The organism is Amycolatopsis taiwanensis DSM 45107, assembly GCF_000519205.1.
Classification (GTDB): domain Bacteria; phylum Actinomycetota; class Actinomycetes; order Mycobacteriales; family Pseudonocardiaceae; genus Amycolatopsis_E; species Amycolatopsis_E taiwanensis.
Genome location: NZ_JAFB01000036.1, coordinates 18189 through 33872, shown reverse-complemented (window position 1 = coordinate 33872; position 15684 = coordinate 18189). Strand labels below are relative to the sequence as shown.

17 protein-coding genes are annotated in these 15684 nt (G+C 67.5%); 7 read left to right on the top strand and 10 right to left on the bottom strand.

Annotated features, from left to right (window positions below; translation table 11 throughout):
- Positions 1 to 8 precede the first annotated feature (8 nt).
- Positions 9 to 2078, top strand: a complete 2070-nt coding sequence (locus A3CU_RS0126485; protein ID WP_084143785.1) for an acyltransferase family protein — start codon at positions 9 to 11, stop codon at positions 2076 to 2078.
- Positions 2079 to 2159: 81 nt separating this feature from the next.
- Here the strand turns inward: A3CU_RS0126485 and A3CU_RS0126480 are convergent, their stop codons facing one another.
- The 3 genes from A3CU_RS0126480 to A3CU_RS0126470 all read right to left on the bottom strand — a co-directional run bounded on the left by A3CU_RS0126480 (position 2160) and on the right by A3CU_RS0126470 (position 5496).
- A complete protein-coding gene (locus tag A3CU_RS0126480; RefSeq protein WP_052372201.1) occupies positions 2160 to 3566 on the bottom strand; it encodes an ABC transporter substrate-binding protein in 1407 nt (468 codons plus the stop codon).
- A gap of 107 nt (positions 3567 to 3673) precedes the next feature.
- Complete coding sequence (locus A3CU_RS0126475) at positions 3674 to 4579, bottom strand: carbohydrate ABC transporter permease (protein ID WP_245617352.1); 906 nt, start codon at positions 4577 to 4579, stop codon at positions 3674 to 3676.
- Positions 4576 to 5496, bottom strand: coding sequence for a carbohydrate ABC transporter permease (locus A3CU_RS0126470; protein ID WP_027944852.1), 921 nt, complete (start codon positions 5494 to 5496; stop codon positions 4576 to 4578). The genes A3CU_RS0126475 and A3CU_RS0126470 overlap by 4 nt, the downstream gene beginning before the upstream one ends.
- A gap of 643 nt (positions 5497 to 6139) precedes the next feature.
- Here A3CU_RS0126470 and A3CU_RS46690 point away from each other — a divergent pair.
- The 4 genes from A3CU_RS46690 to A3CU_RS0126450 all read left to right on the top strand — a co-directional run bounded on the left by A3CU_RS46690 (position 6140) and on the right by A3CU_RS0126450 (position 9706).
- Entirely contained in the window at positions 6140 to 7396 is a 1257-nt protein-coding gene (locus A3CU_RS46690; protein WP_156960558.1) for a sensor histidine kinase, read from the top strand.
- A complete protein-coding gene (locus A3CU_RS0126460) occupies positions 7393 to 8097 on the top strand; it encodes a response regulator (RefSeq protein WP_281174150.1) in 705 nt (234 codons plus the stop codon). Before A3CU_RS46690 ends, A3CU_RS0126460 begins: the two co-directional genes overlap by 4 nt.
- A gap of 90 nt (positions 8098 to 8187) precedes the next feature.
- Positions 8188 to 8712: a hypothetical protein gene (locus tag A3CU_RS0126455; RefSeq protein WP_027944850.1), complete on the top strand. Its 525-nt coding sequence runs from the start codon at positions 8188 to 8190 to the stop codon at positions 8710 to 8712.
- A gap of 124 nt (positions 8713 to 8836) precedes the next feature.
- The gene (locus A3CU_RS0126450) at positions 8837 to 9706 is read left to right on the top strand and encodes an aldo/keto reductase (RefSeq protein ID WP_027944849.1); all 870 of its coding nucleotides are present in this window, start codon (positions 8837 to 8839) and stop codon (positions 9704 to 9706) included.
- A gap of 211 nt (positions 9707 to 9917) precedes the next feature.
- On the opposite strand, the gene A3CU_RS55200 is transcribed toward A3CU_RS0126450, so the two are convergent.
- Positions 9918 to 10046 (bottom strand): hypothetical protein, encoded by a 129-nt coding sequence (locus A3CU_RS55200; protein WP_281174149.1) that lies wholly within the window; start codon positions 10044 to 10046, stop codon positions 9918 to 9920.
- Between the two features lie 295 nt (positions 10047 to 10341).
- Positions 10342 to 10698: a hypothetical protein gene (locus tag A3CU_RS52740; RefSeq protein ID WP_156960557.1), complete on the bottom strand. Its 357-nt coding sequence runs from the start codon at positions 10696 to 10698 to the stop codon at positions 10342 to 10344.
- Between the two features lie 40 nt (positions 10699 to 10738).
- Between A3CU_RS52740 and A3CU_RS0126440 the strand changes: the two genes are divergently transcribed.
- Positions 10739 to 11125 (top strand): VOC family protein, encoded by a 387-nt coding sequence (locus A3CU_RS0126440; protein ID WP_027944848.1) that lies wholly within the window; start codon positions 10739 to 10741, stop codon positions 11123 to 11125.
- A gap of 10 nt (positions 11126 to 11135) precedes the next feature.
- On the opposite strand, the gene A3CU_RS0126435 is transcribed toward A3CU_RS0126440, so the two are convergent.
- From A3CU_RS0126435 to A3CU_RS0126420, 4 genes are all read right to left on the bottom strand, one after another.
- Positions 11136 to 11702 (bottom strand): hypothetical protein, encoded by a 567-nt coding sequence (locus tag A3CU_RS0126435; RefSeq protein WP_245617351.1) that lies wholly within the window; start codon positions 11700 to 11702, stop codon positions 11136 to 11138.
- A gap of 149 nt (positions 11703 to 11851) precedes the next feature.
- The gene (locus A3CU_RS0126430) at positions 11852 to 12988 is read right to left on the bottom strand and encodes a hypothetical protein (protein WP_027944846.1); all 1137 of its coding nucleotides are present in this window, start codon (positions 12986 to 12988) and stop codon (positions 11852 to 11854) included.
- A complete protein-coding gene (locus A3CU_RS0126425; protein ID WP_027944845.1) occupies positions 12985 to 13323 on the bottom strand; it encodes a hypothetical protein in 339 nt (112 codons plus the stop codon). The genes A3CU_RS0126430 and A3CU_RS0126425 overlap by 4 nt, the downstream gene beginning before the upstream one ends.
- Before the next feature lie 24 nt (positions 13324 to 13347).
- Positions 13348 to 13845, bottom strand: a complete 498-nt coding sequence (locus A3CU_RS0126420; protein ID WP_027944844.1) for a YbaB/EbfC family nucleoid-associated protein — start codon at positions 13843 to 13845, stop codon at positions 13348 to 13350.
- Between the two features lie 102 nt (positions 13846 to 13947).
- Here A3CU_RS0126420 and A3CU_RS0126415 point away from each other — a divergent pair, with 102 nt between their 5' ends.
- On the top strand, positions 13948 to 15087 hold the full coding sequence (locus A3CU_RS0126415) for a glycosyltransferase (protein ID WP_027944843.1): 1140 nt from the start codon (positions 13948 to 13950) through the stop codon (positions 15085 to 15087).
- Between the two features lie 15 nt (positions 15088 to 15102).
- On the opposite strand, the gene A3CU_RS0126410 is transcribed toward A3CU_RS0126415, so the two are convergent.
- Positions 15103 to 15519 (bottom strand): hypothetical protein, encoded by a 417-nt coding sequence (locus A3CU_RS0126410; RefSeq protein WP_027944842.1) that lies wholly within the window; start codon positions 15517 to 15519, stop codon positions 15103 to 15105.
- Positions 15520 to 15684 lie beyond the last annotated feature (165 nt).

Sequence of the window (15684 nt, the reverse complement as noted above, 5' to 3'; positions counted from 1 at the left end):
GTAACACGATGACTGCGAGACCAGAATCCTCTCCGCGTCCCGCGGAGAGTCCACGAGCGCTGCCCGCCGCGGCGAAACGCGGATTCCGGCCGGAGATCCAAGGTTTGCGTGCGCTGGCCTGCGCGCTGGTCGTGGTCTACCACGTGTGGCTGGACCGGATTTCCGGTGGCGTGGACGCATTCTTCGTCATCTCCGGGTTCCTGCTCACCGGGCAGCTCGTGCGCGCCCGCGCGCGGGGCCGGATCCAGTTCCGTCCGCTGTGGGGGCGGATGTTCACCCGGTTGTTCCCGGCCGCGCTCACCGTGCTGCTGGTGACCCTCGCGCTGGGGGTGCTGCTGCTGCCGCAGGCCCGCTGGCTGCAGACCATCCGGGAAGTCACCTCCGCCACGCTGTACTTCGAAAACTGGCGGCTGGCCATCGATTCGGCCGACTACTTCGCGCAGCACAACGAGGCCAGCGTGGTGCAGCATTTCTGGTCGCTGGCCATCCAGGGCCAGTTCTACCTCGTCTGGCCGCTGCTGGTCGCGCTCGTCGCGGTGGTGGCCCGGCGGCGGCTGCGCCCGGCGCTGGCCACGGTGCTGGTGGTCCTCTTCGCCGGGTCACTGTGGTTCTCGATCTGGCTGACCGCGGAAAACCAGCCGCTGGCCTACTTCCACTCGCTGACCCGGGTGTGGGAGTTCGCCCTGGGCGGCCTGCTCGCGCTGGCCATCGACGCTGTCGCGATCCCCCGGGTCCTTCGCCTTTTGCTTGGCTGGGCGGGGGTGATCGGGCTCGTCTCGTGCGGACTGGTCTTCCAGGTCGGCACCGTGTTCCCCGGATACCAAGCGCTCTGGCCCACCGTGTCGGCCGCCCTGGTGATCGCGGCCGCGACGACCCACAGCCGCATTGGCGCCGACCGGATCCTGGCCACCCGCCCGCTGCAGTACCTGGGCAACCTCAGCTACAGCCTGTACCTGTGGCATTGGCCGGTCCTGGTGTTCTACCTGCTCGCCCGCGGGCACGTGGAGGTCGGCCTGCTCGGCGGTGCCGCGGTCATCGCCACCGCGCTGGTCCTGTCGGTCATCACCTACCACCTGGTCGAAAAGCCCGTCCGCGAGTCCCGGATCGCGGTGCGCACCCGCTGGGGCGCCTATCGTTTCGCCGTGCTGGCCATGGCCCCGGTGCTGGGCGCCGCCGGCGCCTGGCAGCTGGCCAGTGACCACCTCGTGAGCTCGCGTACCCTGGTCGCCGGCGCCGACTCCGACCACCCCGGGGCGCTGGCGCGCACCGAGGGTTTCTCCTACCAGGGCAGGGAAAACCCCACGCTGGTCCCGTCGTTCATCGCCGTGCCCGAGGACTGGGCGTGGATCGACAACTGCGAAGATTCCCCGCGCGGCGCCGGGCTCCAGATCTGTACCAGTACCCCCGCCGGCCCGGTGGCCAAGCGCATCGTGATCGTCGGCGACTCGCATCCCACCCAGTTCATCGCCGCCCTGCTCCCCGTCGCCGAACAGCGTGACTGGCAGCTCATCGTCATGTCGCGCGGCGGCTGCCCGTTCTCCACCGAGTCCGAGATCGACCCGGAAAACATCGAGTGCAAGGACTGGAACGCCGCCGCGGCCGACGAAATCATCGCGCTACACCCCGACGCCGTGTTCACCACATCCACCCGCGAGGTGCGCGTCGGAGTGCCCGAGATCACGCCACCCGGCTTCGTCGCCCAATGGCAGAAGCTTGCCGCCGAGAACATCCCCGTCCTCGCCACTCGCGACAACCCCCGCTACGACTTCCCGCCATCGGCCTGCGTCGAAACGGCCGGTCCCGACGCGCCCGAGTGCGCCACACCACGCGCCGATCTCTACGCGCCCGATCCGCCGTACGCCGGCCTTGACGACATCCCGCCCAACGTGTCCTTTTTGGACTTCAGCGACTACTACTGCCTGCCTGACGTGTGCCCGCCGGTGATCGGCAACGTGCTGCTCTACCTCGACAACAACCACCTCACCGCCACCTACCTGTCCACCATGGCCCCCATCGTCGGCGACGCGATCGAGGCCGCGCTGCACTGGGACGAGCCCGATCCACCCACGCCCGCCTGAGCCACGCCGGCTCTCCTCAGCCGCCCCGGTGTGCCCCGCCGCCGTCGAGGTCCGGGCGGCGGGGCGGTCACGAGGAGGGTCTCAGCCGCCGAGCTTGGAGTTGTAGTCGGCGATCTGCTTGTTCGCGGTGTCGGTGGCCGTGGTCAGGGCCTGCTTGGCGTCCTGGCCCTGCAGCACGGCCGCTTGCAGCGCATTCTCCACATCCTTGCGGATGTCGGGCATCACGCCCACCGAGCAGCCCTGCGTGGCGTAGGTGAGCTGGGTGGCCTGCAGTTGTTTGATCGCGGTGTCGAACTGCGGCTTCTGGCTGACCCACTGCTGGTCGGTGGGGTCGGACAGGGCGGCCTTGCTGATCGGGAAGTAGCCCGTCGAGGTGTGCCAGGTGACCTGCGAGGACTTGCTGGCGAGGAACTTCACCAGCTCCCACGCGGCGCGCTCCTTGGCGTCGTCGCTGGAGTGTGTGATCCACAGCGACGCGCCACCGATGATCGGCCCACCGGTGTCACCGGCGTTGACCTTGGGGAAGTAACCGGTGCCGACGGTGAACGGGTCCTTCGCGGCGGCCGCTCCCTTGGTGAAGCTGCCGAGGGAGCCGGTCGACTCGAGTGCCATCGCGACGGTGCCGGAGCTGAACGCGTTGTCGCCGTTGTCGGTGTTGCTGTCCAGCTTCATGGCAAGGCCCTCGTTGACCATCTGCTGCCACCATTGCAGCAGCTTCACATTGGTGTCATTGGCGAGGTCCACTTTGGACACGCGGCCGGTACGGCCGTTGTCCGCGTCGCTCAGGGTCTGGTTGGCCACGGCGTTCCACTGCTCGACGAACCAGCCGTACAGGGTCGCGCCGAAGCCGAACTGCACGGTTTCGCCCGGCGTCTCCTTGATCTTGCGCGCGTCCGCCGTGATCTCCTCCAAGGTCGTGGGCGGCTTGTCCGGGTCCAGACCCGCCTTCTGGAAGGCCTCCCGGTTGATGTAGAGCAGCGGCATCGACGTGTTGAACGGCATCGAGTACATCTTCTTGTCGACGGTGTAGTACCCGGCGATGTTCGGCTGGATGTCGGACACGTCGTAGTGGTCCACGTCGACGAACGACTGCATCGGCACGATCGACTTGGAGTCGATCATGTACCGGGTGCCGATGTCGTACATCTGCATCAGGTCGGGCCGCTGCTGCACCGAGGCGTTCTTGTACGCGGCGAGCGCGGTGTCGTACTGGCCCTTGTAGTTCGGCGTGACCTTGATCTTGCCCTGGTTCTGCTGGTTGAAATCGTCCACCAGCTTCTGCAGCGTCTCCCCGTTGGTGCCGCTCATCGCGTGCCAGAACGTGATGTCGACCTCGCCCTTGCCGTTCAGCGCGTCCGCCCCGGGCGCCTTGATCTCGTCCGATGAGGACGTTGAAGACGAGTTGGTCGCCGAAGAACACGCGGCTGGGGTCACCACCGCGAGCGCGAGCGCAAGTGCGCAGGCACTTCGGCGCAAGGTTTTCCGCACAGGATGTTCCTTTCCTTGGAGTTTTGTTCAAAACCGTGTGCCACTGTCACGAATGACCCGTTACTGTCGAAATCCGGCACGAAACGGGCCACTCGTGGGCGGCCTGGTCACTTCACGGCTCCGGCCATGAACCCGCGCACGAGCCACCGCTGCCCGAAGATCACCAACAGCAGGGTGGGGATCAGGGTGATGCTCACGCCCGCGAGCACCAGCGCCTGCTGCGTGCCGTTCCCGTTGGCCTTCAACGCGAAGACCGCGGTCTGCAGCGTGTTCATCGAGTTGTTCGAGGACGAGATGATCAAGGGCCAGAAGTACATGTTCCAGCCCTGCAGGAACGACCACACCGCCAGCGCGGTCAGCGACGGCCGCACCGCGGGCAGCACGATCGTGGCCAAAAACCGCAGATGTCCGCAGCCGTCGATCCGGGCCGCGTCGGCCAGTTCCGTCGGGAACTGCCGGAACGCCTGCCGCATGAGGAACACCCCGAACCCGTTGGCCAGGAAGGGCAGCACCAGGCTCCACTGGCTGTTCTCGAGGTTGAGGCTCCGGATGAACAGCGCGTTCGGCACCACGATCGCCTCGTAGGGCACCATGATCGTGGCGAGGAACAGCCAGAAGACGGGCTGCCGCAACGGCATTCGCACGAACACCAGCGCGTACGCGGCCAAGCACGAGGTCACCAGGTGCGCCAGCATGATCACGACACCGACGAACATCGAGTTGAGGAACGCCGGCAGCAGCGGCACGACCGTCTGCTGCCAGGCCGCCACGTAGTTGTCGAAGGAGTAGTCCGCGCCGAACAGCGCGGGCGGCTGCCGGACCAGGTCACCTTCGGGCAGGAACCCGCCCACGACCGTGAGCAGCACGGGGAACAGCAGCACGACGGCGGCCAGCGTGAGCCACACGTAGGTCAGCGCCGAGACCCGGCGGGGCGGCCGGTTCAGCGGCCGACGCCGCCGAGCCGGCGCCACGGGCGCCGGGTCCACCGATGGACGTTCGATCACCTGGCTCACCGGTAATGCACCCGCCTTTCCACCACACCGAACTGGATCGCGGCGAGCACGATGCCCACGACCAGCAGCACCAGCCCCTGGGCGCTGGCCAGGCCGTAGTCGTTGTGACCGTTCTCGAACGCGTTGTGGAAGATCGCGAACACCAGCGTCGTGGTGCTCCCGTTCGGCCCGCCGTCGGTCATCACCTGCACCTGCCCCAGCGCCTGCAGTGAGGTCAATGTGGTCGTCACCACGACGAAGAACACGTTCGGCGAGATCATCGGCAGGACCACGCTGAAGAAGTTCCGCCACCCGGTCGCGCCGTCCAGCCGCGCGGCCTCCAATACCTCGTCGTTCACCCCGGCCAGGCCGGCGCCGAGCACCAGGAGGTTGAAGCCGGACACCACCCACACCGTCGCCCACGCCACCGTCAGCAACGCCCACGGAGAGCCCGTGGTCCAGCCCGGTGCGGTGACTCCGAACAACCGCAGCACCCAGTTCACCGGCGACATCGACGGATCCAGCATCAGCAGCCACACGACGCTGGCCGCCGACGCCGAATACGCGAACGGCAACGTGAACAGCGTCCGGAACACCCGCATGCCGGCCAGCCGCTGCGACAGCGGCACCGCCAGCGCCATCGGCAGCACCACCCCGACGACCACGACGAACGCCGTGAACAGCGCCGTATGCAGCAGTACCTGGCCGAACTCCGGGGTGAACAGGTTCGCGAAGTTGGCCCCGCCGACCGAACGCGACGGGTTGCCGTTGATGTCGGTGCCCCGGGTGGACAGGTAGACGGCCTGGAAGAGCGGGAAGATCACGAACGTGCCCAGCCCGGCCAGCGCGGGCACGCAGAACACGACCCCGAGCGCTATCTCCCGGGCAGACCATCGCCGTCGCCCGACGCGGGCAGCAGAATTGGCAGCGGATGTCATGACGCCAGAGCCTGGCTCTGATCGACGAACATCGTAGGTCTCGACCATGTCGGACACCTTGCCACAACATGGCGAATTGGTGACATCACTATAGCCAGACGAAATGGACACACATCGTTATGGCAGCATCACGCCGGTGACGGGCCCCGGACCTGGAGGAACGGGTGGCCGCCTCGAACAGCCGTGTCTCGGCGATCCCGCGCTTGGTGGACGACACCCCGGCGGCCGTGTGAGGCGGGCCGTCTACGCGAGCGCGCTACCCGGATCCGCGGATCTTCGGCCGGGTGCGGATGGACTGCGGCAGGTCCCACACCAAGGGACTCAGGCGGCCTTCCCGACGGCACCATGTTCCGCGCCTCGGGCCGCCGTGGGAGTAGACCGGTGACGCTAACGCGGTCGCCGCCGGCATCACCGGTGATGTGCCGGAAGACGTCTACGTCGACCTGAACGCCGAGCAGGAGGACGTGGCGCGGGCCAGCTACGATATATGGTCCATTGTGGATATTCGCCGCGCCCGGGCGGCCGGCTTTGGCGACGAAAATCCTGCTAGCCCACGACCGTCACAACGTACTCCCACGGGCGTATTCGAGAATGCGCTTCGGGTACGACGCGCATCCGGAGCGCAGCGCGGACGATGGAACATGTGTCAGCGACGCGCGGCCCGGCCGAGGGAGGAAGACCGGCCGTCACGAAATGGAACGCGCATCGCGTTGACCGGGGATCCGGCGGGAGCCGGTTCGCAGCCGACCAGCCGAACCGGCCCCGTCGCGGGGACCTGCTGCTCGCGCTGGTGGTCATGGCCGTTGCGGTGGCCGCGGCCGTTGCGGTGGCCGAGCACCATGACCGGCGCGGTGTGGTGGGATTCGTGGTGGCCACCCTGGCCGGGGCCGGGGTGGCGTGGTGGCAGGCCAGGCCGACACCGGCCTTGCTGGCGGTGTTCGCAATGTACGTGGCCGACACCGTGCTCGGCGTGCCGCCGGTGCCGGTGTTTCTGCCGTTGATCATCATATTCGTGGGCGCGGTGGTGTTCGGGGACCGGCGGGTGGCCCACGTCGTCCTCGTGCTCGGCTACCTGGTGGCCATCGGCGTTCCGGTGTCGGTGTGGCGCGCACCGACCGTGACGTCCGCGGCCGGGTTGGCCGCTTGGTTCCTCCTGTTCGCCGCGGGCGCGGAAATCGTTCGTGCGCAACGGCAAACCCGTCGCGCACGGGCGGCGGAGCTGGCCAGCGTGACGAAGGCCCGGCTGGAGCAGGAGATGCGCCGTACCGGGGAGGAGCGGCTGCGGATCGCTCGCGACCTGCACGACGTGCTGGCACACCAGTTGGCGCTGATAACGGTGCAGGCCAATGCCGGCCTGGCGCTGCTGCCGCGTGATCGGCACGGCACCGAACAGGCGCTGGTCGCGATCAAGGACGCGGGTAACTCCGCCCTCGGAGAACTGCGCAGCGTGCTGGACGCCCTGCGCACCCCGGAGGCGCCGCACCGGCCCAGCCCGCGGATCTCCAGCACTGGTGATCTCGCGGAGTTACTCGACGGGGCCCGGAGCGCGGGACTCACCATCGAGGCACACACCGACGGTGCCCTGCGGTCCCTGCCCACTCCGGTCGACCAGGCCGCCTACCGGATCGTCCAGGAGGCGGTCACCAACGCGGTCCGGCATGCCGGTGCCGGCACCGGCCTCGCGGTGCACCTGGCACGCGGCACCGACCGGCTGGAAGTGACCGTGACCGATGACGGCGCCGGGTCCCCCACCGTCCAGGCTCCCGGCGGCCGCAACGGGTTGCCCGGTATGCGGGAGCGGGCCATCGCGCTCGGCGGGACACTCGCTGCGGGACCACTGCCCGGGGGCGGTTACCGGGTCGCCGCGGCCCTGCCGATCCGGCCGGATACGGCCTCGTGACCGCGCAGCGACCCAGCGACGCCCCGGCGCCGATCCGGGTGGTGCTGGCCGACGACCAGGCACTGATGCGCGCGGGGGTTCGGGTGCTGCTGGAAACCCAGCCGGACATCGCCGTGGTCGGCGAGGCCGGGGACGGTGAGGCCGCCCTCGCTTTGCTTACCCGCCTTAAACCGGACGTGGTCCTGATGGACATCCGCATGCCGCAACTCGACGGGCTGGCCGCGACCCGGCGCATCACCGCCGATCCGGCGCTGGCCGGAATCCACGTCGTCATGCTGACCACGTTCGACCTCGACGAGTACGTGTTCGAGGCGATGCGGCTGGGCGCGGCGGGGTTCCTGGTCAAGAACAGCGAACCCGACGAACTCGTCCGGGGTGTGCGGGCCGCCGCCGCCGGAAACGCACTGCTGGCCCCCGAGATCACCCGGCGGCTGATCGCCGAATTCGCCCGGCGGGCCAAGCCGGCACCCACCGCGGCCGCCGGTCTGGCCACACTCACCGAACGTGAGCGCGAGGTACTGGTGTTGGTGGGGCTGGGCCTGTCCAACGACGAGATCGCCGCCCGGCTGGTGGTCAGTCCGTCGACCGCGAAGACCCACGTCTCCCACATCATGGTCAAGCTCGCCGTGCGCGACCGGGTGGGGCTGGTGGTGCTCGCCTACGAGACGGGCCTCGTGCGCCCGGGCTGGGTGGCGGGCTGAGCGACTCCGCCGGGCCTACTCCCCGTGGTGTACTCGGTAACGCTTCCCGCGGCCGACGCGCCGGCCCGCTCAGTCTTGAACGATGGCTGCATGATTTCGCCACAGGTCGCCGCGCCGGCCAACCGCCGCCCCCGCCGGCGTGTGCGGCAGATCGCGTTGATCGCGCACCTGGTGTCCTCGCTCGGCTGGCTGGGACTCGACATCGTGTTGCTCGTCCTGGGAGCGCACGCCGCCGCGGCGCCGGCCGACCGGTACGCCAGTTACCTCGTGATCCAGGTGCTGCTGGACACCCTGGCGCTGCCGCTGAGCCTGTCCGCGATCGCCACCGGCTTCCTCCTGATGCGCGTCGGCCCCTGGAGTTTCCGCCGCGACTCCTGGGCAACCGCGAAAACGGTGATCAGCACCGTGGCCGTCCCGATGGTCTGGTTCGCGCTGCGTCCCAGAGCCGCCGAGGCCGTCGCCGCCACCGCGCCACGCGGCGACTCCGGGGCATTGTTCGCCAGCCTCTACTCGCCCGGACCGACCCTGATCATCGCCCCCTCCGTGGCCTTCGTGCTCTACCTCACCGTTGCCGCACTCGGCGTGTTCAAGCCCGGACGACGCCGCTCTCGGTGACTCGAATCCGCGAAAGTTCACGGGTTTCTCTCACGTTTTGGTCCCGGCTCCCGGGGTAACCGCACGGTCGGTTCCGTGTGCGGAATCAAAGGTCATCCGCCACGACCAAGGTGGGAGCCAGGTCATGAGCAGCAAGGAACCTCCGGCCAAGGCTTCGGGCCAGTTCTCCCTCGCCGGCGAGCTACCGGTGACCAGGCTCGGGTACGGCGCGATGCAACTGACCGGCCCTGGCATCTGGGGCTACCCCGCCGATGAGGACGAAGCGGTCCGAGTGCTACGCCGGGCGGTCGAACTCGGCGTGAACCTCATCGACACCGCGGACTCCTACGGCCCGACGGTGTCCGAGGAACTGATCCACCGGGCGCTGCACCCCTATACCGCCGACTTGGTCATCGCCACCAAGGCCGGGCTCACCCGGCAGGGACCGGACCGGTGGGCGCCCGTCGGCCGCCCCGAATACCTGCGTCAGCAGGCCGAACTGAGCCTGCGGCACCTCGGACTGGAGCGTATCGACCTGTTCCAGCTGCACCGCATCGATCCCCAGGTGCCGCTGGCCGACCAGGTCGGCGAACTCAAGACGCTCCAGGACGAGGGCAAGATCCGCTACATCGGTCTCTCGGAGGTGACGGTCGACGAACTGCGGCAGGCTCAGCAGGTCGTGGGCATCGTATCCGTGCAGAACCTGTACAACCTGGCCAACCGGTCCGCGGAACCGCTTCTCGAACACACCGAGCGGGAAGGCATCGGCTTCATCCCCTGGTTCCCGCTGGCCACCGGCGAACTCGCCGGGCCGGGCAGCCCGCTGGAGAAACTGGCCGAGCAGCACGGTGCGACGGCCTCGCAACTGGCCCTGGCCTGGCTTTTGTGGCGGTCTCCGGTGATGCTGCCGATCCCCGGCACGTCCAGCGTTGCCCACCTCGAAGACAACGTCGCGGCCGCCGGGGTCACCTTGTCCGACGACGACTTCACCACGCTGACGAAGGCGGTCCGGTGACGCTCCGCCGCCAGCGGGCTCGCCACCCCAGGGATGCGATCGCCCGTGGGCACCGATCGCTTGGCCCGCATGAAGGCCGACTCGGCCCGACCGTTCCCTTGACCAGGGAAGCGGCAGCAGCCGGCCTGTTGTCCACAGTGAACGAGAAACGCCGGTCTCCCCCGGCAGCCTGATCGCTGCGCGGGGAAGACCGGCGTGGAAATGCTGACGATCAGAGGTCCAGGTCCAGGTCCAAATCCAGGTCAAGGCCCAGCAGCCCGCCGCCGTGGCCACACAGGGCAGCCCGCTCCGGCAGCACCTCAGCATGCTGCATTTCCAGTTCCTCGATTGCGTTGTTCACCGCGGTGAACCTCCTCTTTCATTCGATCATGTCGGATTGGTTTGGACCGACGGCCGAAGACTTTGCGTCACCACCGTCACCATTCCGTCACAGCTTCGTCACAGCGGACACGCAAGGGTCATGATCACCCCATCGAGGGACTGCGAACTCTCGGGTAACCCCGTCGGCTCGGGTGCGGTCCGGGTTCCGTCGGCCGGACCATCCACTATGGAGGACGACATCGATTCCGCGTCAGGGAAACCCCGCTATGATTTCCCGATAAACGACCCGATGTGACAGCAGCGATCATCTGCGATCACCGTTGCGGATAAATCCTTTCCCGGAAAGATCGCTTACCGAAGTTGCCTATGGTTTTCGAGCCGCGAACGTGGTTCTGGACACCAGATGGGTAGTGTCGGCGGTCAGGGCCGCCAGGCCGAATGGCCGGAACGGCTCGGTCCGGGAGTTCAGCTGGTAGGCGATCGCGGCGGGCCGGCCGTTCGCGCTGGACGGAAGACCAAATGCGGTGCGGACGTAGCTCGCCGATTACGGTCTCGTCAGCGCTGTCGAAACGATCCTGAAACGTCTTGATAGCTATCGGGAAGCCGGCGTCGACGAGTTCATCGGAGCTCACTGCGGCGAAGGCCTTGACTTCCACCGTGCTTGAGGTCATACCGTCAATGGTGTGTTTCCCGACCCGAAGGGAGGGCACCATGGCGGTGCAACTGAACCACACGATCGTCGCGGCCCGGGACAAGCGGGCTGCCGCCGACTTCCTGGTCGAGATCCTCGGGCTGCAACCACCGACCGCGTTCGGCCCGTTCCTCACTGTCGAGACGGCCAACGCGGTGAGCCTCGACTATTTGGAGACCGATCGCGAGATCGTTTCACAGCACTACGCGTTCCTGGTCAGCGAGCAGGAGTTCGACGAGATCTTCGGCCGGATCCAGGAAAAGAAGCTGATGTACTGGGCCGACCCCGGACACAACAACGCGGGCTTGATCAACACCAGGGATGGCGGCCGTGGGGTCTACTTCGACGACCCCAACGGGCACGCTCTGGAGATCCTCACGCGCCCCTACGGCAGCGGACCGGAGTGAGAGCGTCGAGTTAGCCCACTCCTCGCCCGTTCCAGTGGATGACGTCCGGGAACTCGTGGTACTTCCGCAGATGCTGTTCCTCGGTGCGGCTCTGCAGCGGGAACCTGAAACTCGAGCCGTCCGGCCAGGTCATGGTCCGCGTGCGGAAGCTGAGATCCGGCGCCTGCGGTTTACGTGCCTGCCAGATGATCTGAGGCTGGGGCGCGTCGGCCGGGTCCAGATAGGTGGATCCGGTGTCCACCACCGCGATCCACGAGGGCGAGCACACCAGCCACGGCCCGCTCGCGGACCGGAGCTTGTCGAGCAGGTCGAGCGCCATCGCGTTCGCCGGACCCTTCACGCGGATTTCCCGCTGGAATGGATGACCCCATTTTCCGCCACCACTGCCGGCACCGTTCGCCAAAGCAAAAACGACTACGGCCGCACCACCGATACCGCGTGCGACGTTCCAGAAGAAGCGCCGGACGAGCTTCTTCCCCTTGACCGTGCCGTCCAAGCGCCTGCCGGGCACGTCGAATCCCAGGTCGGTGTCACCGAGGCGGAGCACGATGACCGGCTCGCGCCATTGGCCCCGCATCAACTCCTCGACCCGTTCCCGGAACCCGGGACGAACCAGGACCCTGGCCGTCCTCTCCTCCAGGCGCTCTTGGTGAGCAAAGATTTTCCGCGCTGCTCGCCGCCCGGCCCCGGTGGGCGCCTGCTCGGCGAACTCGCGCAACTCGGCGGCTAGATGTCGAGGTTCCTCCTGGTTTCCTCCGGGCTCTGGTCCCCGCCAATTTCGCTCTTGTTGAACCACGGCTCGTCTCCTTCGGGGGTGACGGCGTCCTTACCTTCGCTGCCGACAGTTTTTGCAACTGCAATACCGGCCTTGACACTGGCGCCGGAGATCAACGGGCCAGCGCCGACCGAGGTGTTGAACATGGTGGTGAGCATCCGGTTGCTCGGGGTCAGCGGCACCCCGGCGGTCTTCTCCAAGACTCTCAGCGAGAACTTCGACTCACCGGCATAGGTGCCGACCCTGAACTTCCTGGTCATCTCCACCACCTTCGTCGAGTATTTCTCGAGGAACTTGATGAAGGTGTCGAGCAGTTTGCCGAACTTACCAAGGTAACGGGTGACCTTCTGCAGCACGCTGGCCGCCTTGGCGATGGACGCGGTCATCGCGGCGGCGACCGAGCCACCGAAGCTGATCACCGACGAGGCCAGCGCGGGCAGCCAGATGGTGATCAGCCAGGAGACCAGTTCGGTGATGATCGCCTTGATCACCTCTTCGATCACCTGCATGACCATCGACCACATCTGCAGCACTTCGGCGACCGAACCGGCCGCCGAGCCGATACCGCGGATGCCGGAGGAGAAGTCGCCGAGCGCTTCCTTCGCCGCAGCACCGGCCTCGTCCACCCACTCGGCCAGCGCGGTGTCGCCGGTCTTCTCGAAGTCTTCGGCGAGCGAGACGAAACCCTCCGCGATCGTGACGAAGTTTTCGGAAGCGTGCCCGATGGCGGGTCCGTCCCCGGTGACCTGGTGCAGGGCGTCCTGCAGGGGCTGGACCAGTTCGAGCAGCATGTTCAGCCCGTGGCTGACCAGCCAGCCGATCGGGTCCATCGCGAAGGTGACCATGTCTGCGGCGGCGGAGCCGACGAACGCCGCCCCGTCGCCGACCAGCGCGGCACCCGCGGACGCCAGTTCGCCCGGGTTGTCCGCCTGGGCTGCCTGCTGGGCGTGCGCGGCGATCGACTTGCCGGATTTGTAGATCGTGCCCGCCACCGGCACATTCCCCATCGCGCGATCGAGGTTCGCGCTCGTGCTCTCGTCATACGCCTCGACGTTCAAGGTGTCGGCGATGCTTTTCTTCTCCGTCATGAACCGTGCTCTCCGATCGCCTCGATTTCCGCCTGGTGCCGGCCGAAGGTGACCTTTCCGGCATCTTCGACGCCCTGGTACATCTCCGCCGCCTTGTTCAGCTTGGTGACGAACCCGTCCACGCCGTCCTTCAGGTCCGTCAGCAGCGAGCGCAGTTCGGCCAGGCGGTCGGTGTAGCCCTGCTTGGCGAAGATGCCAACGACTCCCCACGCCTCGTTGGTGACGTCGGCGGCGTCGATCAGGCCGCCGAACTTGTCCGCTTCCTGTGCATAAAAGGGGAGCTGCCGAGCGTAAGCGGAGATCGCGTCGATATTTGTCTGTATTCCGTCTGACATCGTGCCGTCCTTGGAATCGATCGGTCAGCCGCGCAGGATGGAGTCCTGGTCGAAGTAGTCGTCGTCGTCCCCCGGGCTGGGCCGGCGCCCGGGCCGCGGCGCTTGTTGCGGTGCCTGCTGCTGCGATGCAGGCTCCTGCCCCACGGTTCCGAACGCCTCGGCCTGGGCCTGGCGAACCTGCTCCGAGGTGTTGATTCCGAACGCGTCACCGAAGGCGTCGTCCACGATTCCGGCTTGCTGCTGGACAGCCCTGGCGACAGCCTGACGCATCGTCGTCATGATCAACTCGGCCAACCGGTCCGAACCAAGACGTACGGCACCTGGGGCGAGCCGGAGATTGGTCACGGCCCCACCGGCGCCCGCGACCACCGTGACATTGCCGTCCGGGGAGGTCACGCTGGTCTCGACCTGCGCGATCCGCTCCTGCATGTCGGCGACCCCGGCGAAGCGGGCCTCCGCCTGCCGCACCTTGGCCTGGAAGTTCTCGAACTGGGCGATCAACTGGTCCATGTGGGCGGACAACACGTCTCCCTTGTGCTGCGTGTCAACATATGTCCGTATTGTGACAGGTCCCCGCGTCGCCGGAGGTGTTTGTCGAGAGTTCGGTTTGGCAGGGTGTTCCGCATGATCGTGGTGCGGGTCGTGGCGGGGGTGGCGTTGCTGGCGTGGGTCTGGCTGGCCCTGTTTCACGGCGGCTTCTGGCGGACCGACCAGCGGCTCGGCCCGCGGCGGACACCAGCGCGCTGGCCGTCAGTGGGCATCGTGGTACCTGCGCGCGATGAGGCCGACGTGTTGCCGCGGACGTTGCCGAGCCTGCTCGGCCAGGTGTATCCGGGGCCGGCGCGAGTGGTCCTGGTGGACGACGGCAGCAGCGATGACACCGCCGCGCTGGCGGAACGGCTCGCTCACCACCACGGAGGACTGCCGTTGACGGTGACCTCGCCGGGACCGGTGCCCCTCGGATGGACGGGCAAGCTGCACGCGGTCGCACATGGTGTGGCAGCGGCGGGACCAGTGGACTACTTTCTCCTGACCGACGCCGACATCGCCCACGACCCCGGGTCACTGGTGGTTCTCGTCGAAGCGGCCGGAGACCGGGACCTCGTGTCACAGATGGCCGTCCTGCGCACCCGGACCGGCTGGGAGCGGCTCGTCGTGCCGGCCTTCGTGTACTTCTTCGCCATGCTGTACCCGTTCCGCCGGGTCAACCGCCCCGGCGCGCGGACGGCCGCGGCGGCCGGCGGCTGCTGTCTCGTCCGGCGCAAGGCGCTGGAGCGGGCCGGAGGAATCGCCGCGATCCGGGGTGCGGTCATCGACGACGTCGCGCTCGGCACGGCGATCAAGCGCAGCGGCGGCCGGATCTGGCTCGGGCTGGCGGACCACGTCCGCAGCACGCGCGCGTACCCGACGCTACATTCGTTGTGGCAGATGGTTTCCCGAAGCGCCTACACCCAGCTACGGCACTCCCCACTGCTTCTCGCTGGTACGGTCCTCGGCCTGGCCCTCGTGTTCCTGGCGCCACCTGCCTTGACCGTGGCCGGTGCGTTCCTGCGCGACGGCCTGACGTGCGCCGCGGCAGCCGTTGGGTGGCTTCTCATGGCCCTGACCTTCGTCCCGATCCTCCGCTACTACCGGCAACCGGTGACAGCGGCCCTGCTGCTGCCCGCCACCGCGACGCTCTACTTGCTGATGACAGTGGATTCCGCCGTGCAACATTGGCGGGGCCGGGGCGCCGCTTGGAAGGGCCGCAGCTACCCGAACTGACGTCGGTGTGCCGAATCAGCCGGTGAAGTCGCCGTCGAGGTTCAGGGTGCCACCACCACTACCGGAACTGTTTGTCATCAATTGCCCGTCGACCGTCGCGGTAGCGTTGACGGTTCCGTCCGAATTGGTCAGGACCAGGCGCCATTCGTGCCGGCCCGTCCCGTACGGGAACGTGAAGGTCATCTGCCAGGGCAGGGTGATCTCGTGCTCGTCGGTGGATTTCCCGTCGATGACGTAGGTGAGCGTGTGGACGGTGGCCGTACCGGACACGTCGAACACCAACCGGTGCGGCGCATGTGCGGGCTCCGGTGAGGCCGCCACGGTGGCAGGCGAGCCGGGCCCGGAAAACGGTGCCGGTCCCGAAGTCGTGCCGCAGGCGGCGAGCAGGACCGTCAGTACGGTGAGGGTTGCGAAGCCGGCTGCGCGGTTCATGACGCGACCCTAACCGGCCCCCGTGGGACCGGTCCCGCTGATGACTGCGCGTCAGCGCCGGCGTCCGTCGCGTCTGGACGGTGCGCAGTGATGCCGACGCCGCATGTAGTCGTACCTCTTCGTGAACTAATTGTTTATTTTCGCGAGCGATTGTCACTCGCCTGA

Coding starts and splice junctions, on each gene's coding strand:
- A3CU_RS0126485 (WP_084143785.1), top strand. CDS start 9: ATGACTGCGAGACCAGAATCCTCTCCGCGTCCCGCGGAGAGTCCACGA.
- A3CU_RS0126470 (WP_027944852.1), bottom strand. CDS start 5,496: ATGACATCCGCTGCCAATTCTGCTGCCCGCGTCGGGCGACGGCGATGG.
- A3CU_RS0126455 (WP_027944850.1), top strand. CDS start 8,188: ATGATTTCGCCACAGGTCGCCGCGCCGGCCAACCGCCGCCCCCGCCGG.
- A3CU_RS0126450 (WP_027944849.1), top strand. CDS start 8,837: ATGAGCAGCAAGGAACCTCCGGCCAAGGCTTCGGGCCAGTTCTCCCTC.
- A3CU_RS52740 (WP_156960557.1), bottom strand. CDS start 10,698: ATGACCTCAAGCACGGTGGAAGTCAAGGCCTTCGCCGCAGTGAGCTCC.
- A3CU_RS0126440 (WP_027944848.1), top strand. CDS start 10,739: ATGGCGGTGCAACTGAACCACACGATCGTCGCGGCCCGGGACAAGCGG.
- A3CU_RS0126435 (WP_245617351.1), bottom strand. CDS start 11,702: ATGCGGGGCCAATGGCGCGAGCCGGTCATCGTGCTCCGCCTCGGTGAC.
- A3CU_RS0126430 (WP_027944846.1), bottom strand. CDS start 12,988: ATGACGGAGAAGAAAAGCATCGCCGACACCTTGAACGTCGAGGCGTAT.
- A3CU_RS0126425 (WP_027944845.1), bottom strand. CDS start 13,323: ATGTCAGACGGAATACAGACAAATATCGACGCGATCTCCGCTTACGCT.
- A3CU_RS0126415 (WP_027944843.1), top strand. CDS start 13,948: ATGATCGTGGTGCGGGTCGTGGCGGGGGTGGCGTTGCTGGCGTGGGTC.
- A3CU_RS0126410 (WP_027944842.1), bottom strand. CDS start 15,519: ATGAACCGCGCAGCCGGCTTCGCAACCCTCACCGTACTGACGGTCCTG.